This is a genomic window from Citrobacter sp. Awk 4 (assembly GCF_028069725.1).
Classification (GTDB): domain Bacteria; phylum Pseudomonadota; class Gammaproteobacteria; order Enterobacterales; family Enterobacteriaceae; genus Citrobacter_D.
The window spans coordinates 1-23,575 of record NZ_JANEWG010000065.1 but is presented as its reverse complement, the minus strand read 5'-3'; the positions used below and the strand labels follow the sequence as shown (position 1 = coordinate 23,575).

Annotated in this window: 18 protein-coding genes and 3 pseudogenes; 9 read left to right on the top strand and 12 right to left on the bottom strand. The window is 52.4% G+C overall.

Features of this window, described 5'->3' with window-relative positions:
* Positions 1–80: 80 nt before the first annotated feature.
* Positions 81–1,106 carry an inner membrane protein YhjD gene (yhjD, locus tag NNO04_RS19995; RefSeq protein WP_271446139.1) on the bottom strand — a complete coding sequence of 342 codons (1,026 nt, stop codon included), beginning with the start codon at positions 1,104–1,106 and terminating at the stop codon, positions 81–83.
* 80 nt (positions 1,107–1,186) lie between these two features.
* Positions 1,187–2,086, bottom strand: coding sequence for a LysR family transcriptional regulator (locus tag NNO04_RS19990; RefSeq protein ID WP_271446138.1), 900 nt, complete (start codon positions 2,084–2,086; stop codon positions 1,187–1,189).
* A gap of 119 nt (positions 2,087–2,205) precedes the next feature.
* Between NNO04_RS19990 and NNO04_RS19985 the strand changes: the two genes are divergently transcribed.
* On the top strand, positions 2,206–2,964 hold the full coding sequence (locus tag NNO04_RS19985; protein ID WP_271446137.1) for an SDR family NAD(P)-dependent oxidoreductase: 759 nt from the start codon (positions 2,206–2,208) through the stop codon (positions 2,962–2,964).
* Between the two features lie 59 nt (positions 2,965–3,023).
* Here the strand turns inward: NNO04_RS19985 and NNO04_RS19980 are convergent, their stop codons facing one another.
* A complete protein-coding gene (locus tag NNO04_RS19980; RefSeq protein WP_271446136.1) occupies positions 3,024–3,551 on the bottom strand; it encodes a GNAT family N-acetyltransferase in 528 nt (175 codons plus the stop codon).
* A gap of 264 nt (positions 3,552–3,815) precedes the next feature.
* Here NNO04_RS19980 and NNO04_RS19975 point away from each other — a divergent pair, with 264 nt between their 5' ends.
* Entirely contained in the window at positions 3,816–5,402 is a 1,587-nt protein-coding gene (locus NNO04_RS19975; protein WP_271446135.1) for an STY4199 family HEPN domain-containing protein, read from the top strand.
* A gap of 12 nt (positions 5,403–5,414) precedes the next feature.
* Positions 5,415–5,609, top strand: a pseudogene (locus tag NNO04_RS19970) (IS1 family transposase); the annotation flags it as partial.
* Positions 5,610–5,664: 55 nt separating this feature from the next.
* Here the strand turns inward: NNO04_RS19970 and NNO04_RS19965 are convergent.
* The 3 genes from NNO04_RS19965 to NNO04_RS19955 form a co-directional block, all read right to left on the bottom strand.
* The gene (locus tag NNO04_RS19965; protein WP_271446134.1) at positions 5,665–6,024 is read right to left on the bottom strand and encodes a putative T6SS immunity periplasmic lipoprotein; all 360 of its coding nucleotides are present in this window, start codon (positions 6,022–6,024) and stop codon (positions 5,665–5,667) included.
* On the bottom strand, positions 6,018–6,575 hold the full coding sequence (locus NNO04_RS19960) for a type IV secretion protein Rhs (protein ID WP_271446133.1): 558 nt from the start codon (positions 6,573–6,575) through the stop codon (positions 6,018–6,020). The genes NNO04_RS19965 and NNO04_RS19960 overlap by 7 nt, the downstream gene beginning before the upstream one ends.
* A 310-nt stretch (positions 6,576–6,885) precedes the next feature.
* Entirely contained in the window at positions 6,886–8,535 is a 1,650-nt protein-coding gene (locus NNO04_RS19955; RefSeq protein WP_271446132.1) for an alpha,alpha-trehalase, read from the bottom strand.
* A 415-nt stretch (positions 8,536–8,950) separates the two neighbouring features.
* Between NNO04_RS19955 and NNO04_RS19950 the strand changes: the two genes are divergently transcribed.
* The gene (locus NNO04_RS19950; protein ID WP_271446131.1) at positions 8,951–10,345 is read left to right on the top strand and encodes a cytochrome-c peroxidase; all 1,395 of its coding nucleotides are present in this window, start codon (positions 8,951–8,953) and stop codon (positions 10,343–10,345) included.
* Between the two features lie 81 nt (positions 10,346–10,426).
* Here NNO04_RS19950 and gorA read toward each other — a convergent pair whose 3' ends face one another.
* Positions 10,427–11,779, bottom strand: coding sequence for a glutathione-disulfide reductase (gorA, locus tag NNO04_RS19945; protein ID WP_271446130.1), 1,353 nt, complete (start codon positions 11,777–11,779; stop codon positions 10,427–10,429).
* A gap of 71 nt (positions 11,780–11,850) precedes the next feature.
* Positions 11,851–12,693 carry a 23S rRNA (adenine(2030)-N(6))-methyltransferase RlmJ gene (locus NNO04_RS19940; protein WP_271446129.1) on the bottom strand — a complete coding sequence of 281 codons (843 nt, stop codon included), beginning with the start codon at positions 12,691–12,693 and terminating at the stop codon, positions 11,851–11,853.
* 244 nt (positions 12,694–12,937) lie between these two features.
* Here NNO04_RS19940 and prlC point away from each other — a divergent pair, with 244 nt between their 5' ends.
* Complete coding sequence (gene prlC / locus NNO04_RS19935) at positions 12,938–14,980, top strand: oligopeptidase A (RefSeq protein WP_271446128.1); 2,043 nt, start codon at positions 12,938–12,940, stop codon at positions 14,978–14,980.
* Positions 14,981–15,114: 134 nt separating this feature from the next.
* Positions 15,115–15,873 carry a 16S rRNA (guanine(1516)-N(2))-methyltransferase RsmJ gene (gene rsmJ, locus NNO04_RS19930; protein ID WP_271446127.1) on the top strand — a complete coding sequence of 253 codons (759 nt, stop codon included), beginning with the start codon at positions 15,115–15,117 and terminating at the stop codon, positions 15,871–15,873.
* A gap of 202 nt (positions 15,874–16,075) precedes the next feature.
* Here rsmJ and dtpB read toward each other — a convergent pair whose 3' ends face one another.
* Both dtpB and uspA read right to left on the bottom strand, forming a co-directional pair.
* Positions 16,076–17,548, bottom strand: a complete 1,473-nt coding sequence (dtpB, locus tag NNO04_RS19925) for a dipeptide/tripeptide permease DtpB (RefSeq protein WP_271446126.1) — start codon at positions 17,546–17,548, stop codon at positions 16,076–16,078.
* Between the two features lie 279 nt (positions 17,549–17,827).
* Complete coding sequence (gene uspA, locus NNO04_RS19920) at positions 17,828–18,262, bottom strand: universal stress protein UspA (RefSeq protein ID WP_125400568.1); 435 nt, start codon at positions 18,260–18,262, stop codon at positions 17,828–17,830.
* Positions 18,263–18,653: 391 nt separating this feature from the next.
* Here uspA and uspB point away from each other — a divergent pair, with 391 nt between their 5' ends.
* Positions 18,654–18,989 (top strand): universal stress protein UspB, encoded by a 336-nt coding sequence (gene uspB / locus NNO04_RS19915; protein ID WP_162383686.1) that lies wholly within the window; start codon positions 18,654–18,656, stop codon positions 18,987–18,989.
* A gap of 76 nt (positions 18,990–19,065) precedes the next feature.
* On the opposite strand, the gene pitA is transcribed toward uspB, so the two are convergent.
* Positions 19,066–20,562, bottom strand: a complete 1,497-nt coding sequence (gene pitA, locus NNO04_RS19910) for an inorganic phosphate transporter PitA (RefSeq protein WP_271446125.1) — start codon at positions 20,560–20,562, stop codon at positions 19,066–19,068.
* 230 nt (positions 20,563–20,792) lie between these two features.
* Here pitA and NNO04_RS19905 point away from each other — a divergent pair, with 230 nt between their 5' ends.
* Entirely contained in the window at positions 20,793–21,986 is a 1,194-nt protein-coding gene (locus tag NNO04_RS19905) for an NAD(P)/FAD-dependent oxidoreductase (protein WP_271446124.1), read from the top strand.
* Positions 21,987–22,104: 118 nt separating this feature from the next.
* Positions 22,105–23,137 (top strand): annotated as a pseudogene (locus tag NNO04_RS19900) (IS630 family transposase).
* 21 nt (positions 23,138–23,158) lie between these two features.
* Here the strand turns inward: NNO04_RS19900 and NNO04_RS22930 are convergent.
* Positions 23,159–23,241: pseudogene (locus tag NNO04_RS22930) on the bottom strand (hypothetical protein); the annotation flags it as partial.
* Positions 23,242–23,575 lie beyond the last annotated feature (334 nt).

The following is a 23,575-nucleotide window of genomic DNA, read 5'->3' as shown; positions in this document are numbered from 1 at the left end:
AGTTAAGGACTGGATTTATATCCTGAAATGCTGACCAGGGCTGATATTTTTTGTTTTTCATCAGCCCTGTGAATGATTTATCAGTGCGTTTTGCCCGGCATCCGTGGATCGTCTTTGTATTGCGCAGTGGCAATCCAGGCCGCGCAGAAGAGCGTCAGGCGGGCGAAGAAATAGAAGAACGCCATCAAACCCAGCACCGAGCCAAATGCCGCGCCGGAAGGGGATTTCACCAACGCGGGCAGTGTCCACGTCATGATGATTTTGATGACTTCAAAGCCGATAGCGGCAATCAATGTGCCACGGAACAGCGCTTTTTTGCGCGGGCGATGGCGCGGTAATCGCCAGAAAATCCAGAAGAACAACAGATAGTTGGCAAAGATTGAAATGGCCAGTCCGATCAACCGCCAGGCGGGTTTCAGCCATTCAATACTGTCGAGATACAGCGCCGAAATGATCATCTGCTGGGCAGACCCGGAGATGGAGGTGATGGAGAGGGTGACGATCAACGCTGCCAGCAGGCCAATCAGGGAGATAAAGTCACGCAGGTATTTTATCCAGATTTTTTCCTGATCCTGCGGTGTACGTTCCCACACGTCCCGCGACTGGGCGCGAATTGCTTCCCGCAGGTTCCCCATCCAGTTGATGCCGGAATAAAGCGCAATCCCCAGACCGACCAGACCGACGGTGGTACGCTGCTGGACGGCGGTATTGATCGTGCTTTTCAGCGTAGCGGCTAAGGTGGGATCGCTGACATTTTGCAGAATTTTTTCGAAGATATCCTGGAGCAGCGTGGGGTGCGACGCGAGAATAAAACCGGCTGCGGCGAACGACACCATCAGAATGGGGATCATCGACAGAAACGAGAAGTAGGTGATGGCTGCGCCGAACTGGTTTCCCAGCCGGTCATTAAAACGTTCTGCTGCGCGGATCAGATGGGCAATCACGGGCTGGCGTTGGATCTTTTGCGCTGTTGTGGTGACAGTTTTCAGCGTCTTGCGGGCTTTGCCGCTTTTCTCTGACGCTTCACGCGCGGCAGTTTCTACTGTTTGAATCGGGTCGTGCTCCTGTTCCTGATTCGGGCGTTTTACGTCATTTTCCTGCATCATCAGGTCGATAGTCCTTTTTTTGTCTGCAATCGGGTTAGTATAGCCTCTCTGGGCGACTTCCCGAAAAGTGCGACCAGTCGCTAATCCACATAGCTTTTCATCACACCAGTTAACCACTCCATAAACAGATGAACCCGGCGGGAAAGGTTGCGACGGTGTGGGTACAGCAGTGAAACCGGCATAGCGTCGGCGCGATATTGCGGTAACACTTCAATGAGCGTGCCTGCACGCAGCGCATCACGCACCCCAACGCGCGGTACCTGAATGATACCCAGACCCGCCAGGCAAGCCGCATGATAAGTCTCGGTGCTGTTCACCGTTAATATGCCGCCTGTTTTAATCCACTGCGTGCCATTAGTCGTTGCGACTTCAAAACCCTGCGGTCGGGTTCCCAGATTCAGTGAGTAGTGCACCACCGCATGTGAGGCCAGATCGTCCAGACTCTCTGGATAGCCAAAACGCGCCAGATACTGCGGGCTGGCGCAATTAATGACCGACAGCTTACCCAGCGGGCGAGCGATTAATCCAGAATCTTTCAGCGCGCCAATGCGCACGACGCAGTCAAAGCCCTCGCGAATTAAATCGACCAGGCGGTCGCTGCTGCTGAGCTCCAGTTCAATCCCCGGATACTGATGCAAAAATTGAGGGAGCTGCGGCATGACCAGGTTTTTGGCGACGCTCACCGGCATATCAACACGCAGTTTACCGCTGATGCTTTTGGGGTCGTGCTGAAACAGACCGTCCAGCTCATCAAGATTGCTCAACAGGTCTTTGGCGCGTTCGTAATAGACCATACCGTCTTGCGTAAGCTGAACGCGTCGGGTAGTCCGGTGCAGTAGCTGTGTTCCGAGCAGGTTCTCCAGCGCCTGAATCTGGCGAGATACGCTACCTTTAGGAAGGCCGGATGTCTCGGCGGCGCGCGAAAAGCTCTCCAGTTCCGCGACGCGGATGAACAATTGCATTGCGTGAATTTTATCCATCCCGACCGCCTGGTGTTGTTCTGTGTGAAACAGTGATGCGTATCTGGCTATATTTATTGTTTTTCTATCACCTAATAAGCTCTTTCTCAATCTTCACAACACCTGAAATGAGGTTTCTTATGACACAACGTATCGCATTAGTGACCGGCGGCAGCCGTGGACTGGGTAAAAACGCGGCGTTGAAGTTGGCGGACAAGGGAACGGATATTATTTTTACCTGGAATAGCCAGCAGCAGGCGGCTCTGGATGTTGTCGCTGAAATTGAGCGAAAAGGGAGGAAAGCGGTGGCAATACAACTGAACGTCAGTGATATTGCCAGTTTTGCGACATTCACCCGCGACGTCAAAACACAGCTGAAAAGTGTCTGGAATCGTGAGACGTTTGATTATTTAGTGAACAATGCCGGTATCGGCCGGTATGCCTTGTTTGCAGGCACGCCAGAAGAAATGTTTGATGAATTAATGAACATCCATTTTAAAGGACCTTTCTTCCTGACCCAGCGCCTGTTACCGATGATTAAAAATGGCGGACGGATCCTGAATGTCTCAACGGGGCTGTCCCGTTTTGCCCTGCCGGGGTATGCCGCCTACGCCTCCATGAAAGGGGCGATGGAAGTGCTGACGCGCTATCAGGCCAAAGAGTTGGGAGAGCGTGGGATAACGGTGAACAGTATTGCGCCTGGCGCTATTGAGACCGATTTTGGCGGCGGCAGAGTGCGGGATAACCAGGAGGTGAACGCCTACGTTGCGTCGCAAACTGCGTTGGGACGCGCCGGTTTACCGGAGGATATTGGTGATGCCATTGCCGCATTGCTCAGTGATGAACTGGGGTGGATGACGGCGCAGCGGATTGAAGTGTCAGGCGGCATGTTCCTGTAAACGTGGGATGCGATCCGGCGGGTGGGATTGCCCGCCGGATTAGCAGCGGCGAGTGAACATCAACGCCACTCATGCTTTAACAAGCCAAAAAGCCAGTCATCCTGCCAGCGTTGCTGTAGCCAATAGCTTTCACGCAGCGTCCCTTCCAGCACAAATCCTGTTTTCTCCAGCAACTGGCGAGAGGCCTGATTGCCTGCGGTGACGCAGGCTGTCAGCCGCCGCAGGCCACCGGCGGAAAAGGCATAGTCGCAGACGGCGCGTAAAGACTCCGTCCCATAGCCTTTCCCCTGGGCCTCGGGAGCCAGCAGGAACCCGACTTCGGCGCAATCTTGACCACGATGAATATAACCGTTGATGCCGAGCGGTTTGCCTGTTTCGTTGTCACAAAGGATCAGACACAGCCAGTGCGGACTGCCTGGTTGCCATTCGGGCAATCGGGAGTCAAACGCCTCGCGAATGTCTGCTTCGCTACGCGCATCGGCGACATAGCGCATCACGTCAGGATGTTGCTGTAGCGAGAGAAAAAAGGGCCAGTCGGCGGGTTCAATCGGCCGACAGGTCAGGCGAGAGGTTTTCAATACGGGCACAAACTTACCTCCGAATAATTTTCTCAATGTTCACGTCGTGGTCACTGTTATATATGTTTAACTTGTTATATCTATAAAAACAGATAATTAAAATGAATATTACTAACTCCCCTGGAGGTAACACCGTTCACTTAAGCCAATGAATGAGGGGAAACACCGGGATTGGGTTCCCGGAGGGACGCCAAACCCGGTGGTCGCCCCGGATATCTCGGTTTTAAACTCACGGTGTTACCCCAGAAGGGTGTTTTTATATTAAGGACGATAATGACGATCAGCGTTTTACAGACGACACGCGCCACCTTTGAGCACTGTCTGGGTATTATCCGCCATGCATCGGTAGACATTTTGCTGTTGTTAGGGGTCCATGCCTCCGAGGGGAAAGATCCGCGCTGGTTTCTCGAGCAATTGGATCAGGCCCGTTTGAACCTCGGTGGCTGGAACGCCGTCGCAAAACGGCTGCATATGAATGACGCGCAACTCAGTCAGTTTACCCTGCGGTTGCGCCATCTTCAGCAATGCGTACCGCAATATGAAAGCGGTCAAGACGTGAGTGAAAATCAGCTGATTGCCGCGCTGCGTTTCGTCACCGCGCTGGAACAGCTGCGCCAGTGCCAGCCGCTGCTAACGTATCTCACTGACGTAGACGCGAGCGATGAAAGCCAACAACGGCGTGCAGAGCGCCAGCTTCGCGCCATTGAGCTGGTTTTAAAAGGACTGGTGGCGCAGGTATGGCCGGACAGCCAGTCTTTGAATGCGTATTTAAAGCAGCACTTTGGCGCCGATCGACTCAGGCGCTGGATTAAACAGGGGGACGGCCAGGAGGCGCTCAGTGGGATGTGTTTTAGTGAGCTGGCGCTGATGGTGGTCGATAAAAAGAGCTTCGCTCGCCACTACGCCGGGGTGTTTAACGATACCTCGGTACTGACGCTGTTTGTTGAACCCCGTGCGACGCTACGGCAATTCCTCGACGACTGTCGACAGGCGCGTAACGCCGTGATTGCCGGAGAACCGCTCACGGCGGCACAGTTGACGCTGCTCTCCTGCCAGTATCAGCATATTACTCGTCCGGTACAGCGGGCATTTGAGCGCGGGCGTGTGCGGGTGAACCCCGCCTCGCTGCTGATTGTCGATGACGCGCCACTGGAACAGTACTGGGAGCGTGCGCGGCATATCCATCGCCAGGCGGGTGGCGAGCAGCAAGAGATCGGTGAAACGATAGAACCCCCGCGCAAGCGGCCGCAACGTAGCGCTGAAGAGCGGGAACAGCTGATCTCCGGCACTCTGTGGGGCGCCGTCGGTGTCATGGTGCTGGCGATACTGGGGGGCGGAATCTGGTTATACACTTCGCAGGAACCGCCAACGGCACCGGGCGTTGCGATCGTGAAGAATGAGCCGAAACGGGAAGCCCCTTCCCCGCGGGAGAGCATCACGCAGAAGGGGATCACCTGGGATGCTTTTAACATGCGTGCGGCTATCGACAGGAACGACACCCGTGTCACAACCCTGTTTTTACAGGGCGGGATGAACTGGCAGTTAGCCTGGACCGAGCAGGCTTTCTCTTTGGGAAATACTGAAGTGCTACAGTTGTTGCTCCGCTACCCCTCGCAGATGGATGAGCCTAAACCCTGTCGGCGGTTTATCAACACCCTGGGTCACGCCATGTCGAACGGCGCGTCGCTGAGCGCCGAACACGCTTTGTATCTGCAACGTTTTTGCTCGGTGCCTGCGGTCGTGGCGCGCCAAAAGCATGAAGCAGAGCAGGCGACATTACGCGCCCGCGCCGAACCCAGCGCGGACAACAAGAAATGGCTGAAGATTCAGACCGCCATTTATGAGGAGATTCGTGGCTAAATAGCTATTTAGGGACCTTATGCCAAAGACGTCCCTAAAGATAAGCATCTGACCGATAAAATATTTACTCAGCATACTGATCGTAACAATCTGATTCTGAGAAACCGAATCAAATGTCTGGTCTGCCGGACCACCGGTTTCTCACGTTTTGTTGAGCTGCATGAAAAAGTCAGCGTGGCCTTCATTGTCAAGCCCTTCGCCGTTTAAGAGCATCTCGTTTTTATCATAAAGAAATAAACTGGATGTGATACTCCTTTTATTCTTATTTGCCCACAACATTAAAATTATTATCTATAAAAAACTCATAGTGATACTGCTTACCATTTATTTTATAAAGAGTGCTGTACTGATAACCTTTATTTAGCTTGAGATTAAAGCATGTATCAGGGTATGAGAGCGTAACAGGCCTACGCGTATCAGAAGCAATAATTAGTTTGTAATTATCTTCATTGGACGAGAGGTTATATGTAGTTAAAACGTCGTTTTTATCCAGGCTATAGCATACCCTTTCCTGATCAATGTTTATCCACCGTGAAAGCCCGATCTCTGCGCCTTCATGATTACTGCTGGGGCAACCGGCAAGAATGAGCATAGCGGGAATAATGACTAACTTTTTCAACATGTCGGGAATCCTCCTAACACTTTCTTATACTGCTCGATCAACAGATGCTCAGGTACGGACGGATCATAATCGCAATACTGAATAATGGCAGGGGACTGATTAAAGCCGTGATGAACGAGTACCCAATAATCACTAACGATACTCGCTTGTTGTTCCAGACTGTAATCAAGTAAAGATGATTTATCGAGGTGGTAGCTATAATCAGCCGCCCAAGAGAAAAGCCCGCGAGTCCTGACCATCATCCCGCGCTGGTGCTGCCAGACATGCATCATTTCATGAAGAAATAGATGCTGATAATAGACCCCGACTAACGAAAAATCTTTCTGGTATAGCTCAGACCTAAACCACATTTCACCGTTTGGACTCATTGCCTGCCGGGGGTTTTGGAGGTCAAATGGGAGGTAGCTTTCTAAGTGAATCCAGACTAAATTATAGCGAATACTGGAGCCATAGAGCGAGCTGGCGAGATTAATCTCTCCCAGCCTTAACCGCCTTATCCCGCCTTCATGCGTTTCCGGCCAACTAATAGAGTTAGGATACGGATAATTCATTTTCTCAATCCCTCAAGACGTTATTCCTGACTGGAAAGCTTACACCTAAAAGAGATTAAACGCAGGGGGATATCTCAGCTGAATTGCCTTATATCATTTTCAGGAACAGAATAAATTCATCAAATCAATATTTAAATAAATAATTATACGAAAATAAGTTCTTCACAATTCAAGCCAGAAATGATCAGAGTCGATAAGATGGTTTATGAAGATCATCGAATCCGACGTGTTAACGTAGCTAATCGCATCACCTAAACTGGTCGGTCTAACCGAAACCAGAAGCAATCCAGGGTGATAATTAGCAGGGGAGTTACGGCTCCCCATATAACCCAATCAGGCGACGCACCACGCCGTTGGTCCAGCCAAACCCATCCTGTAACGGGTATTCGCCGCCGCCGCCTTCACGCGGCGTGCCGCCCGCGATATGGTATTTTTCAATAAGCTTATGATGCTGCTGGTAAAAATGGTTCACCGTTTGTAGCCAGCTCCGTGCGATCTCGTCACCGAGGACATCATCGCCATACATCTTGAACCCCTGGATAGCCATCCACTGTAGCGGTGCCCAGCCGTTGGGTTTATCCCACTGTTCGCCGGTTTCGTATTCGGTCGCCATAATTCCACCGGGCGTCAGTAAGCGGCTGCGAACCGCGCTGCTCAGGCGATCGGCCTGTTCATGCGTCGCCATACCGACATACAGAGGCACAATGCTGGCGGCGGAGAACAGGGCCATCTGTTCGCGTCGCCAGTCGTAGTCCCGATAGCAGCCATTTTCGTCATCCCACAGGTAACGGTTCACGGCGGCACGACGGTCGCTTGCCTTCTGGCGAAAAAGGGCCTCGGTGTCCCGGTCGCCTTTCAGCGCAGAAATATTGGCAATAGCGCTCTCCAGTTTGAACAAAAAGGCGTTGAGATCGACCGGGATAAACTGGGTGGTGCGAATACTTGCCAGGCGCCCGGTATCACGCAGCCAGCGGGATGAGTAATCCCAGCCGGAAGCCGCACCGGCACGCAGATCGCGATACACCTCATTGGGAGGGCGACCGGAATGTTTGGCGGTTTCCACATCCTCCAGCCACGACTCGTCACGCGGCGTGTCGCGATCGTCCCAGTAACGGTTGAGCAGCGAACCGTCAGGCATCCGGACGACGTGGCGATACGCCTGATTGAGCACCAGTGATTCCGCGCCGTCCATCCAGAATGCGTACTCCATTTTCAGATGGTCGAGGTAGCGCCGTGCGCCGCGTACGCCATCTTCTTCGAACAGTTCGACCATCAGGGCAAACACCGGCGGCTGCGAGCGGCTCAGATAGTAGGTGCGGTTGCCGTTCGGAATATGGCCGTAGTTCTCAATCATCCAGGCGAAATTGTCCGCCATACATTTCAGGAGATCACCGCGACCGCTTTCCGCCAGCCCCAGCATGGTGAAATAGGAATCCCAGTAGTAGGTTTCGCTGAATCGCCCGCCCGGTACGATGTAGGACTGCGGTAATGCCAGTAGCGAAGACCACGGAATGTGGTCCTGCGGCTCGCGCGTCAGCACGGGCCAGAGCTGGTCGATATGCTCTTTCAGCGAGTTTTCTGGGTTAGAGACATATTCCGTGGAAGAAACATCTGGCAGCCAGAAGTGGTTTTCAACAAACTGTCGCAGGTTGAAATCCCGGTGTCGTCTGACTTTACGGTATCGAATCAGGATATCGAGCGGATCCATCTTCGGCGCGCAGTCCGGGAAGGTTTTGCTGTCGGCAAAGATTCGGGCGGATTGCACATGCTCGAACAGTTCGAGGTAACGATCGGCTGGCGTAAGCGCGTCGGAGGCGGGAAGCCCCTCAATCATCTCGGGTTCCGGCTCTGCCTCGATCATTTCATCCAGCTTTAACTCGTGCGGATCCGTTTCATAAATCAGATCAACCTCGATCGTCATTTCGTCGGATGGAACGTGTTGCAGTTTCTGGTTGAGCATAATGAGAAGGACCTCCGGATTGCGTCGTAAAAGATACGGGTGTTGCCCGGCTGTTTTTTAAGCGTAGACATTCGCTTCGGTGAATAGGGTGCAAAGTGTGCGGTGGTTCACGTTTATTCATCCAGTATTACGTGAATTATTAAAATAACGTACTGATCGTTAGCGATTATTTTTCATTCCCCTCTTTTTACGCAGTGCTTATTTTCGGAACATTCGATTGCAACACTTTGTGAATAATAAAAACCCTACACGTAATAGGGGAAAGCTATCTCATCGATAGTTACCGCCCATGTAATTGCTTGATACTTATCAAACTCGTCACTTAAGCATTTCCTATCATGGCAAGGTCCTTTCAGGACGCCCACTTTTACCGATTTTCTGGGTCACAACAACTTACAACCGTGAGGGTAAAATAATGAAAATCATTACCCGTCTTACCGCGATTGCCATAGCCGGCATCGTTATTTGTTATTTAGGATTATCCGGTTACGTCTGGTATCACGATAATCAACGAAGTCAGGACGTTTCCGTTCAAGCTTCTTCGCTGGAAGAAAATAATAAGGTTTTGGGATTCTTGCGTGAAAAGGGATGCGATTATTGTCATACCCCTTCTGCTGAATTACCTTTTTATTCCTCTTTTCCCGTCGCTAAACAGTTGATGAATTACGATATTCAACTGGGCTATAAATCCTTCAACCTTGAAGCCGTTCGCGCTGCGCTGGTGGCGGATAAACCCGTCTCACAAAGCGATCTCAATAAGATTGAATGGGTGATGCAGTATGACACCATGCCGCCGACGCGTTATACCGCGCTGCACTGGGCCGGAAAGGTGAGTGATACGGAACGGGAGCAGATAATGGCCTGGGTTGCCAAACAGCGTGAACAGTATTACGCCAGTAACGACACGGCCCCACAGCATCGTAATGAACCTGTACAGCCGATCCCGAAAGCCTTGCCAACCGACGCTCAGAAAGTGGCGCTGGGTTTTACGCTTTACCACGATCCGCGTTTGTCTGGCGACAGTACGATTTCTTGCGCGCACTGCCATGCCTTGAATGCCGGTGGGGTGGACGGCAGAAAAACGTCGAAAGGTGTGGGCGGCGCGGTTGGGCCAATCAACGCACCGACGGTGTTCAACTCGGTGTTTAACGTTGAACAGTTCTGGGATGGTCGTGCGCCAACGCTTCAGGCACAGGCGGGTGGGCCGCCGTTGAACCCGATTGAAATGGCGTCGAAATCCTGGGACGAGATCATTGGCAAACTCGATAAAGATCCTGTGCTTAAACAGCAGTTCCTGGCGGTCTATCCACAAGGGTTCAGTGGCGACACAATTACCGATGCGATTGCCGAGTTTGAGAAAACGCTGATTACGCCGAATTCCGCGTTTGATAACTGGCTGCGCGGGGATGAAAACGCGCTGACGGCCCAGCAGAAGCATGGTTATCAGCTGTTTAAGGATAACAAGTGCGCCACCTGTCACGGCGGTATTATCCTGGGTGGACGATCCTTCGAACCGTTAGGTCTGAAGAAGGACTTTAATTTTGGCGAGATTACCGCAGCGGATATTGGGCGTATGAACGTCACCAATGAAATGCGCGATAAACTGCGTCAGAAAGTCCCAAGCTTGCGTAACGTTGCGCTCACTGCGCCGTACTTCCACCGGGGCGATGTCCCGACGATGGATGGGGCGGTGAAACTGATGTTGCGTTATCAGGTGGGTAAAGAAATCCCGCAGGAAGATATCGATGATATCGTTGCTTTCCTCGAGAGTCAGACCGGGGTATATACGCCGTATATGCAGGGGAAATAAAATAAGTACCTGATGGTGCTACGTTTATCTGGCCTACAGGATATGGCAAACTGTAGGCCATCATCAGGCATTTATCGCCGATTAACGCATAGTAACGAATTCTTCGGACGCGGTCGGGTGGATGGCGACAGTGTTGTCGAAGTCTTTTTTGGTTGCACCCATTTTCAGCGCTACCGCAAAGCCTTGCAGCATTTCATCCATACCGAAACCGATGCCGTGGATACCGACAATCTTCTCTTCCGGCCCTACGCAGACCAGCTTCATGCGGCACGGCTGACGGTGAGAGGTCACCGCCGTGTACATCGCGGTAAATGACGATTTATACACTTTTACCTGATCGTCGCCATACTGTTCGCGCGCCTGGGGTTCGGTCAGACCCACGGTGCCAATCGGCGGATGGCTGAAGACCACGGTCGGGATGTTGCTGTAGTCCAGATGCTCGTTTGGTTTGTTGTTAAACAAACGCTCAGAGAGACGACGGCCCGCCGCAACTGCCACTGGCGTCAGCTCTACGGCACCGGTGTTATCGCCTACCGCGTAAATGCCATTTACGTTCGTGTTCTGGAATTTATCGACGACGATGTAACCTTTTTCATTGGTTTTCACGCCCGTTACCGCCAGATTGACGTTGTCGGTTGCTGGTTCACGGCCGATGGCCCAAATCAGGCAATCAACGGTTTCGCTGCGACCGTCTTCCAGTTGTAGCGTCAGGCTACCGTCGGCATTCTTGACCACCGCTTTCGGGATGGCGTTGGTGTGAAGCTCTGGGCCTTCCGCATTCATTACTTCGACCAGCGTCTCGGTGATCATCGGGTCAAAGCTGCGCAGCGGCGCGTGTTTACGCACAAACAGATGCGTTTTCGCGCCCAGACCGTTGATCACACCCGCCAGTTCAACCGCGATATAACCTGCCCCAACGACCGCAACGCGTTCCGGCAGCGCTGGCAGTTCGAAGAAGCCGTCAGAGTCGATACCGTATTCGACGCCCGGAATGTCCGGGTGGCTCGGGCGACCGCCGGTGGCAATCAGAATGTGGTCGGCAGTGATCGTTTCGCCATTCACTTCAATGGTTTTCGCATCAACGAAGCGGGCAAAGCCTTTGATCACATCAACTTTATTTTTGCCCAGCACGTTGTCGTACGAGGTGTGGATACGGTCGATGTAGGCGCTACGACTGGCGATTAACGTGTCCCAGTTGAACGCGTTGATCGTGGTGTCAAAGCCGTAGTCCGGGCCATACAGGTGGATCGCTTCGCGAATCTGCGCGGCATGCCACATCACTTTCTTCGGTACACAGCCGACGTTTACGCAGGTGCCGCCTAACTCTTTGGCTTCAATCAGCGCACATTTCTGGCCGTACATAGCTGCGCGGTTAATGGAGGCGATACCACCGCTGCCGCCGCCGATAGCGATGTAATCATAGTGTTTGGTCATGACTTTTGTCCTTAATCGTTGATTGCTGCGATTGTAGCGCGAGACTTAAAAGGTTCCACCGATGGCTGTGATTACTCTGGCACTACCCAGTTTACCGAGGTATGACCGGTGCCTGCCGGAACCAGCTTGCTGTGCAGCCACGGCAGCACGGCATTCATCTGTTGTTCCAGCTTCCACGGCGGGTTGATAACAATCATGCCGGATGCCGTCATCCCACGTTGATCGCTGTCCGGGCGGACGGCCAGTTCAATTTGCAGAATACGGCGAATGCCGGTGGCTTCCAGCTCTTTGAGCATGCGTTTGATTTGCGCACGCAGGACAACCGGATACCACAGCGCGTAGGTGCCGGTGGCAAAACGTTTATATCCTTCGCTGATCCCGCTGACGACGGCCTGATAGTCCGTTTTCATTTCATAAGGTGGGTCAATGAGGATCAGCCCGCGACGGGAAACCGGCGGTAATTTTGCTTTCAGCTGTTGATAGCCGTCGGCGCGTGCCACACGGGCGCGTTCATCTTTCTGAAACTCAGAGCGCAGCAGGGGGAAATCGCTCGGGTGCAGTTCGGTCAGTTGCAGGCTGTCTTGCTCACGCAGCAACTGGCGGGCAATCAGCGGCGAGCCCGGGTAATAACGCAGCTGACCGCTGCGGTTAAAATGCTGCACAACGGAGATATACGGCTCCAGTTCAGCCGGTAAATCATCCTGCTGCCAGATGCGTGCGATACCTTCCAGATACTCGCCGGTGCGCTCGGCATGCTCGCCACTCAGTTGATACCGGCCAGCGCCCGCATGGGTGTCCAGATAGAGAAACGGTTTTTCTTTCTCTTTGAGCGACTCAATGATCAGGCTCTGAACGGTGTGTTTAAGGACGTCGGCGTGGTTGCCAGCGTGATAGCTGTGGCGATAACTGAGCATGGGTAAAGGAGTTCCAGTGTGTAGGCGTAGACCCAAAAGCTGTGCGCTGCCGGGCAACAAAAAAGCATATCGGCACAGTATACAGAAAAGTCACCCTCGCCGCGAAAGGACAACGCACAGCATTGAAATTCACTACACTTAACCCCATGCTACTGAGTATTACGCGCTGGATAAGGTGCCAACTGCCTTCCGGCGAAAACGCGTTTACGCGTTTCGTTTCCCCTTTTTAACCAGGACTGTGCATATGACGAATCCTTTACTGACTCCCTTCGAACTGCCGCCGTTTTCCAAAATTCAGCCCGAACATGTGGTTCCCGCCGTCACTAAGGCGCTGAACGACTGCCGTGAAAATGTGGAACGTGTGGTAGCGCAGGGCGCACCGTACACCTGGGAAAACTTATGCCAACCGCTGGCGGAAGTGGATGATGTGCTGGGCCGTATTTTCTCGCCGGTAAGTCACCTGAACTCGGTGAAAAATAGCCCGGAACTGCGTGAAGCGTACGAGCAAACCCTGCCGCTGCTCTCTGAGTACAGCACCTGGGTTGGGCAGCACGAAGGGTTGTACCAGGCGTATCGCGACCTGCGCGACGGCGATCACTACGCCACGCTCTCCACCGCGCAGAAAAAAGCCGTGGATAACGCGCTGCGTGATTTTGAACTCTCTGGTATTGGTTTGCCGAAAGAAAAACAGCAGCGCTACGGTGAAATTGCCACCCGTCTGTCTGAACTCGGAAACCTGTATAGCAACAACGTCCTTGACGCCACGATGGGCTGGACGAAGTTAGTGACGGATGAGTCCACGCTTGCCGGGATGCCGGAAAGCGCGCTGGCCGCAGCCATTGCCCAGGCCGAAGCGAAAGAGCAGGAAGGGTATCTGCTGACACTGGATATCCCGAGCTATCTGCCGGTGATGACCTATTGCGACAACCAGGCGTTGCGTGAAGAGATGTATCGAGCCTATGTGACCCGCGCCTCCGATCAGGGGCCGAATGCGGGCAAATGGGACAACAGCCCGGTGATGGAGGAGATCCTCGCCCTGCGTCATGAACTGGCACAACTGCTGGGCTTTGACAGCTACGCCTTTAAATCGCTGGCCACCAAAATGGCGGAAAACCCGCAGCAGGTGCTCGATTTCTTAACCGATCTGGCGAAACGTGCCCGTCCGCAGGGTGAGAAAGAGCTGGCGCAACTGCGCGCTTTCGCAAAAGCGGAGTTTGGCGTTGACGATCTACAGCCGTGGGATATCGCTTACTACAGCGAAAAACAGAAGCAGCATCTGTACAGCATCAGCGACGAGCAACTGCGTCCATACTTCCCGGAAAACAAAGCGGTTAACGGCCTGTTTGAGGTTGTTAAGCGTATTTATGGCATTACCGCGAAAGAGCGTACGGATATGGATGTGTGGCATCCGGAAGTGCGCTTCTTCGAGCTTTACGACGAAAACAACGAACTGCGCGGCAGTTTCTATCTCGACCTGTACGCCCGTGAAAACAAGCGCGGCGGGGCATGGATGGATGACTGCGTGGGTCAGATGCGTAAAGCCGACGGCTCGCTGCAAAAGCCGGTCGCTTACCTGACCTGTAACTTCAACCGTCCGGTCAACGGCAAACCGGCGCTGTTCACGCACGACGAAGTGATCACGCTGTTCCACGAGTTCGGTCATGGACTGCACCATATGCTGACCCGCATTGAAACCGCTGGGGTTTCTGGCATCAACGGTGTGCCGTGGGATGCGGTCGAACTGCCGAGCCAGTTTATGGAAAACTGGTGCTGGGAGCCGGATGCGCTGGCGTTTATTTCCGGTCACTATGAGACTGGCGAACCGTTGCCGAAAGCACTGCTGGATAAAATGCTGGCGGCGAAAAACTACCAGGCGGCGCTGTTTATTCTGCGTCAGCTGGAGTTCGGTCTGTTCGACTTCCGTCTGCATGCCGAATTTAGCCCAGAACAAGGGGCGAAAATCCTTGATACGCTGGCAGAAATCAAGAAACAGGTTGCTGTGGTGCCGGGCCCATCATGGGGCCGCTTCCCGCATGCATTCAGCCACATCTTTGCCGGTGGGTATGCGGCGGGCTATTACAGCTACCTGTGGGCTGATGTCCTGGCGGCCGATGCTTTCTCCCGCTTCGAAGAAGAGGGGATTTTCAACCGCGATACCGGGCAGTCGTTCCTCGATAACATTCTGACCCGTGGGGGTTCTGAAGAGCCGATGGAGCTGTTCAAACGCTTCCGCGGCCGCGAACCGCAGCTGGACGCGATGCTGGAGCATTACGGAATCAAAGGTTAATTTACCCGTCGTACTTCAAGCTGCCTCTTCGGCAACTGCACTCATTCACCTGGGGAGCGTACTCATTGTACGTTCCCAGGGATTTATTCCCTTGTTGCCTTGATGCAACTCGAATTATTTAGGGTAAAGCGGAAGTGAAAATCTGCTTAATTGATGAAACGGGCGCCGGAGAGGGCGCCTTATCTGTTCTTGCCGCCCGCTGGGGGTTGGAACACGATGACGATAATCTGATGGCGCTAGTGCTGACCACGGAACATCTGGAATTGCGTAAGCGCGATGAACCAAAGCTTGGCGGCATTTTCGTGGATTTTGTCGGCGGGGCGATGGCGCACCGGCGCAAATTTGGCGGCGGTCGTGGCGAAGCAGTCGCGAAAGCGGTCGGTATTAAAGGTGATTATTTGCCGGATGTGGTGGATGCCACGGCAGGACTGGGTCGTGATGCCTTCGTGCTGGCGTCGGTGGGTTGCCGTGTGCGGATGCTGGAACGAAATCCGGTTGTGGCGGCGCTGCTTGATGATGGTCTGGCGCGTGGCTATACCGACCCGGAAATCGGCTCATGGTTGCAGGCGCGTTTGCAGTTGATTCATGCCTCCAGCCTGACGGCGTTGACCGACATCACCCCACGCCCGCAGGTGGTTTATCTCGACCCGATGTTTCCGCACAAGCAGAAAAGCGCGCTGGTGAAAAAAGAGATGCGCGTGTTTCAGTCGTTGGTGGGGCCGGATTTAGACGCCGACGGGTTGCTGGAACCCGCACGACAACTGGCGACGAAACGGGTGGTGGTGAAACGACCAGACTACGCGCCGCCGCTTGCAGATGTCGCGACTCCCAACGCGGTAGTCACCAAAGGGCACCGGTTTGATATTTATGCGGGGACGGCGTTGGCAGAGTAACTGATTGCCTGATGGCGCTGCGCTTATCAGGCCTACAGCACAGTGCTCGTTGTAGGCCAGATCACGCGATCCGGCAACATGCAAGATCCGCCATCTTAATACCGGTAAAACCGCCGGAGACTTTTGTGGTTGACGTTCAGGAGTGGATTGCCGCGCGGAAAAGTTAACCTCAGCCAGCGTGGGCTGACTGAGGTTATGGTCGTTATTTGCTGCTATCTGGTGTGTTGATCATCCGGTTTAGCCACGGCACCATCATTGCCATCACGATTGTGACGGTCAGTGTCACCAGCCCGATTTTGCTGAACACGTTGGTGTAGATGGGCAGCGTTTGCAACGGATCGGTAATGTTCTCCGGTACGGCAGTGAATGTTGCCACATATCCCCCCATCAGGAACGCTGCAGCCTGCGTCAGGAACCACATCCCAAGGATAAAGCCCATCAGGTGTTGAGGGACCAGCGCGGCAACCATAGCCAGCCCCAGGGCGCTAATCAGCAGCTCGCCCAGACTCTGGAACAGATAAACCAGCACGATAAACCACGGTGACGTCAGCCCCTGTGCATCGGCAAACCACATCCCCGCCGCGGCGGCGGTCAGAAAGCCCAGCGCACACAAGAACATACCGAGCGTAAATTTCATCGGCATGGTCAGGTCTTTACCTTTGTTCCCCAGACGGGTGTAGATAGCCGCCAGTACCGGACTGGCGAGCACTACCCAGAATGGGTTCAGCGCCTGGAAGCTAACAGGGTTAATGGTGATGCCGAGGATCTCATGGTGTACGTTGTTGATAGCAAAGAAGTTGAGCGAGGTCGGCATCTGTGCGTACAGAATATAAAACAGCACCGCTTCCAGCATCAGAATAAAGGCGACAAACATCTTGTTGCGCCCGGTTTTATCCAGTTTGAACGCTTCGCGGAAGAAGATAATCGTGACGATAATCGACAATACGATCAGCACCAGGTTGGCGATTTTGACGTTGTGCATCAGCCAGGCGCACAGGAACACCATCGCCACAGTACCGACTAATACATACAGCAGGTTACGCAAACTCAACGGTTTGTGGTCGGGCTCTGAACCGATATCTTTCACCATGCCACGGCAGGCGAAATAGACCAGCAGAGCGACGATCAGACCCGCGCCGCACAGGTTGTAGGTGACGGCATAACCAAATTTTTCGGCAATCACTGGCGCCAGCGATAGCGACAGCAGGGAACCGATGTTAATCGACATATAAAACAGGGTGAAGGCGCCATCAAGACGGGCATCCTTCGGCGGATAGCATTTAGACAATAGACTTGCCGGGTTCGCCTTAAACAATCCGTTACCGACGGCAATGGTACCAAGTGCAATAAATATCAGGTCGGGTTTGAGCAGTGACATCCCGGTCATGAAGTAGCCCAGCGCCAGGACGATTGCGCCGAGCACCAGCGTACGTTTGGTTCCCAACAGGTGATCGCCAACGTAACCGCCAATAGAAATCAGGCCATACACCAGGGCGGCAAACGCGCCAAAGGTGATGAACGCCTGTTCCTGAGAGAAGCCAAGCTGTTTAACAAAAAAGACCGCCAGGATACCCTGAACGCCGTAATAGCCAAATCGTTCCCATAATTCTACAAAAAAGATCATGAAGAACGGACGAGGTTGCTGCAGCAAGCCCGTAGGTGCAGTTGTATTCATATTCCTTCGCCTTTCAATGCCATCCTGAAAAGTATGAACGCGTATGCTAAAACGCGCCGAAAAAGTCTGACTCTGTTATAGACTGCGGTCATTAACCGAATGCATAGGTTATTATATTGAATGATTTCGATCTAACTAGATGATCACACTATTTATGATTTGTAGAATGGAGTGATGTACTAACCATTTAAATAAACAGAAATAAAAACGCCCGCATAAGCGGGCGCGATGAGCGATATGGTCGACGGTTTACCGGATCAGGCGTCCGGTGCAGAACTCTTATTCTTCTTCGTCACGCAGTGGAACAATCAACATGTCAACGTGAACGGTGTTGATCAACTGGCGTGCGGAAGACATCAGCTTGCTCCAGAAGTCCTGGTGGTGACCGCAGACGACCAGATCCATGTCGTATTTCTTGATCGCATCAACCAGCACCTGGCCCAGATCGCCGCTACCGCTCAGCGTTTCAGTGATCGGGTAGCCCGCATTGCTGGACAGCTCGGTCAGCGCATGGTGGGTTTCTTCAGAAATGCGTTTCTGCATATCGCCGAGATTGACGTCGATAAGCCCGGTGTACAGGTCAGAGTAGTTCACGTCTACGTGGATGAGGGAGACTTTCGCGTTATAGGGACGCGCCATAGAAACCGCTTTCTCTACCAGAACTTTGCTTTCCGGGGAAAGATCAACCGCGATAAGAATGTGTTTGTAAGCCATAGTGTTACTCCTTCCATAAAGTTGTCGATGACTAGCCAGCTAGCGTTTCTTTGCCGTCGCGTCACCCGCGTCCTGCGAACAATATGCGCGGGGCTAGCCCAGCCGTGAAGATGGATTGTTTAGACTATCCTTACATTATAGCGACCTGGATAATCCGTCAATCCGCCTTGGTTGCCAACCAGTTAAACAAATTTTTCTGTTAAATGCATTGATAGCGGTTAACCTTCTGGCAAAAAAATTAACTGATCTCCTACAATATTTAAAGAGCCGTTTGGATGCAGAATATCCTCATCATGGCTTGGTAGGACTTTTTCACTGAACTGTCTGGCAGGGTATCGGGGAGCGATTGCCCCGGAGAGGAGCTCCGAGGGCGTGTCGCCGGGGAGGTGGTATGATAAGCACCGTCGCATTATTCTGGGCGTTATGTGTCGTTTGCATTGTAAATATGGCGCGTTATTTCTCGTCATTACGTGCACTGTTAGTGGTACTCCGTGGTTGCGATCCATTGCTCTACCAATATGTAGATGGAGGTGGTTTTTTTACCTCGCATGGCCAACCCAACAAGCAAATGCGTCTGGTGTGGTATATCTATGCCCAACGCTATCGGGATCATCACGATGATGAATTTATTCGCCGTTGTGAACGTGTTCGCGGCCAGTTCATCCTCACCAGCGCATTATGCGGTCTGGTGATTATCAGTATGGTCGGGTTGGTGATTTGGCATTGAGCCATTTGGACGTATCGCACAGGCAAAAAAAAGCGGGCCAGTTTCCTGGACCCGCTTTTTTTACAGACTAACTGGCTTAGATCAGTTTCAGGGAGAGCCAGTACAGCCCCCCGGAAAGCACAATCGCCGCAGGCAGAGTAAAGACCCAGGCCATCAGAATGCTGGTGACCGTTTTACGCTGCAGACCACCGCCGTCGACGACCATCGTCCCCGCAACGGAGGAAGAGAGTACGTGGGTGGTAGAAACAGGCATACCGGTGTAACTCGCCAGACCGATAGACACAGCGGCAGTCATTTGCGCGGACATCCCTTGCGCATACGTCATGCCTTTCTTACCGATCTTCTCGCCGATAGTGGTTGCCACGCGACGCCAGCCGATCATCGTACCAAGGCCCAACGCCAGTGCGACAGCCATGATAATCCAGACCGGTGCGTACTCAATGGTACTCAGCATATCGGTTTTCAGTTTCTTCAGCAGGCGCTTGTCGTCAGCGCTTACGCCAGGCAGCTTCACCACTTTATCGGTGGTGTCAGAGATGCACAGCATAATGCGACGCAACTGACCACGTTGCTCGACGCTTAACTTGTCGTAAGTTTCCAGATTTCCCAGCATACCCTTCGCACGATCGAGCGCATTCAGGGTGTTTGCCGGGTGGCAGTGGAACTCCGTTGGTGTCGTTGTCGCGGCTTCCGGGGACGGAATCTGCTGATCGACGCCGGTCACTTTTTTCAGCAGATCAGGATGCTGCTGGAAGTAAGTTTCGACGTTGTTAATGGCGTCACGGGTACGGGTGATTTCATAGCCGGAAGCGTTCATATTGACCACGAAGCCCGCAGGCGCCACGCCAATCAGAACCAGCATCACCAGACCAATGCCTTTCTGTCCATCGTTAGCGCCATGCGAGAATGCAACGCCGATAGCAGACAGAATAAGAGCGATACGCGTCCAGAATGGCGGCTTTTTCTTGCCGTCTTTCTTTTCACGTTCCGCGGGGGTCAGGTGAATACGCGCCCGTTTTTTGGTGCCGCTCCAGTAGCGACGCAGCAAAAAGATCAGACCGCCAGCAAACACCAGGCCGACAATGGGGGAAATAATCAAAGAACCGAAAATGTTGATAACTTTCGGTATGTTAAGTGCATCCACTACCGATGTGCCGGTCATCAAAGCATTGGTTAAACCAATACCAATGATGGCGCCAATCAGTGTGTGAGAACTGGAGGCCGGAAGACCAAAGTACCAGGTACCCAGGTTCCAGATAATTGCCGCCAGAAGCATGGAGAACACCATGGCGAGGCCATGTGAGGAACCCATGTTAAGCAGCAGATCCGTTGGCAACATATGCACAATGGCATACGCTACGCTGAGACCGCCCAGCAAAACACCAAAGAAGTTGAAGACCGCCGCCATGATAACCGCGAGTTGCGAACGCATTGCGCGGGTATAAATCACGGTTGCGACTGCGTTTGCCGTATCGTGGAAGCCGTTAATCGCTTCGTAGAACAGCACAAAAGCCAGAGCAAGCAATAGTAAAAGCCCGGTATGCAAATCCAGGCCAGCAAACAAATGTAGCATAGGACGTTACGCCATTTTGAGGACATGAACGCGGCGCATTATCAGGGACTTTGGCGACGCGGGCAAAGTGAAATATAGACTTTTTTTGATTTGTCTCCTGAATAGTTTTCCCCCACTAAAGAATTATCTTATAGATTTCAAATAAATACTTGTTTTTCACGATCTTGTCGCTGGTACGGTCACTGAGGAAACTTTACAATTCACGCCCAGATTGAAGAGAGGATCGCAAAGTGGATAGGTTTGATACCGTTATTATAGGCGCTGGCGCGGCGGGTATGTTCTGCGCTGCACAGGCAGGGCAACGGGGTAACCGCGTGTTGCTCATTGATAATGGTAAAAAGCCGGGACGTAAAATCCTCATGTCCGGCGGGGGACGCTGTAACTTTACTAATCTTTATGTGGAACCCGCGGCGTATTTAAGTCAAAACCCTCATTTCTGTAAATCAGCGTTGGCGCGCTATACCCAGTGGGACTTTATCGATCTGGTCGGTAAACACGGAATTGCCTGGCATGAGAAAACGCTCGGCCAGCTATTTTGCGACGATTCTGCCCAACAAATTGTCGACATGCTGGTGGCGGAATGCGAGAAAGGCGGCGTCACCCTGCGGTTGCGCAGTGAAGTGCTCAGCGTTTCCCGTGACGATGAGGGTTACACTCTTGAACTGAACGGTATGACGGTCAGCGCGCCAAATCTGGTGATTGCCAGCGGCGGACTCTCGATGCCAGGCCTGGGAGCAACGCCGTTTGGTTATAAAATTGCCGAACAGTTTGGCCTGAATGTACTGCCAACGCGCGCGGGTCTTGTTCCTTTTACGTTGCATAAACCGTTGCTGGAACAGCTTCAGGTACTGTCGGGCGTTTCCGTTTCTTCGGTTATAACGGCGCAGGATGGCACGGTATTTCGTGAAAATCTGCTCTTTACGCACCGGGGGCTTTCAGGTCCGGCTGTTTTACAAATTTCGAGTTTTTGGCAGCCCGGAGAATTTGTCAGCATTAATTTATTACCGGATATCTGCCTGGACGCTTTCCTTAATGAGCAGCGTAGCGCGCACCCGAATCAGAGCCTGAAAAACACCCTGGCGATGCAGTTGCCGAAACGTCTGATTGAATGTCTGCAAGCGTTAGGGCAAATCCCCGAGCTTTCTCTGAAGCAGCTCAACGTACGTGACCAACAACTGCTGGTGGAGACGTTAACGGAATGGCGCGTACAGCCTAACGGCACTGAAGGATATCGTACGGCGGAAGTCACGCTGGGCGGCGTTGATACCCATGAGCTTTCCTCCCGTACGATGGAAGCGCGTAAGGTGCCAGGCCTTTACTTTATTGGGGAAGTGATGGACGTGACCGGCTGGCTGGGCGGGTATAATTTCCAGTGGGCGTGGTCAAGCGCCTGGGCCTGCGCACAGAATCTGACTGGTGAATGACAATAAAGTTGTATGCTAAATAGCTGCGCGGAATAGTAGATCACTTTGAGGGAACTCAGCCCGGATTGTGCGATCTGATCAATCGCCAAACATCACAAATCACCAACCGGACTGAGCGATGTCGATCATAGCACCAATACCCCGTACAGAACGACGCCTGATGCAGAAAGCGATACACAAACTCGTGATAAAAATCATGCCAGCAGGCTGACTGCCATGCTGATGTTGCACCGGGGTGACCGTGTCAGCGACGTTGCCAGAACGCTCTGTTGCACCCGTTCATCCATTGGTCGCTGTATTAACTGGTTTACACTGTCAGGTGTTGAGGGCCTGAAATCCTTACCCGTGGGGCGCGGTCCCGGCGCTGGCCTTTTGAGCATATCTGTACCTTGCTATGTGAACTGATAAAGCATTCCCCCGGTGATTTTGGTTATCAACGTTCTCGCTGGAGTACTGAGCTACTGGCAATAAAAATCAACGAGATAACCGGATGCCAGTTACACGCCGGAACCGTTCTGCGCTGGCTGCCATCAGCCGGGGTTGTATGGTGCAGAGCAGCGCCAACGCTGCGTATCCGTGACCCACATAAAGATGAAAAAATGGCCGCAATACATAAAGCACTGGACGAATGCAGTGCAGAACATCCGGTCTTTTATGAAGATGAGGTCGATATCCACCTCAATCCCAAAATTGGTGCGGACTGGCAACTGCGCGGACAGCAAAAACGCGTGATAACGCCGGGACAGAATGAAAAATACTACCTGGCCGGAGCACTGCACAGTGGAACGGGTAAAGTCAGCTACGTAGGTGGCAACAGCAAAAGCCCGGTGCTGTTTATCAGTCTGCTGAAGCACCTTAAAGCCACTTACCGGCGGGCAAAAACCATCACGCTGATCGTAGACAACTACATTATCCACAAAAGCCGTGAAACCCAGCGGTGGTTGAAATCGAACCCGAAGTTCAGCGTGATTTATCAGCCAGTTTACTCGCCGTGGGTGAACCATGTTGAGCGTCTATGGCAGGCGCTTCACGATACGATAACCCGCAATCATCAGTGCCGAACGATGTGGCAGCTACTGAGAAAAGTTCGTCGTTTTATGGAAAGCGTCAGCCCATTCCCGGGAGGAAAACATGGCCTGGCAAAAGTGTAGCGGTATTAGGCGCAGCTATATTAGGTATTTCGCGGTGTTTTGCCCCCGGCTGTCTTTTTTGACATGTACATATGCCAGTAATTGCCGCCGGCGGCAATTATAATGACACAATTAAAAACCAAAGGAGGTATAATAATTTATTATATTTTTAATAAGTAGTGATTTATTTGGTTATTATTACTCAGAGATTATATTAAAAATTAAAACAAATAACATTGTTAATTATATGGTTTTTCTGAATTTATTGTGAGTGTTTATTGTTGCTAAATTAAGAAAGCCATAATATTTTGTATTTACACTTGAGGACCGTCGCTCATATCGACAAAAAACGTTATCAATTAACAAGTATTAATTTATTTGTTAGGGGGTTTGTGGTGGATGTGTATATAGCGACTGTCATTGTAGGTGGTTATTTGTTAAGTCGATTGGTATTTGTTT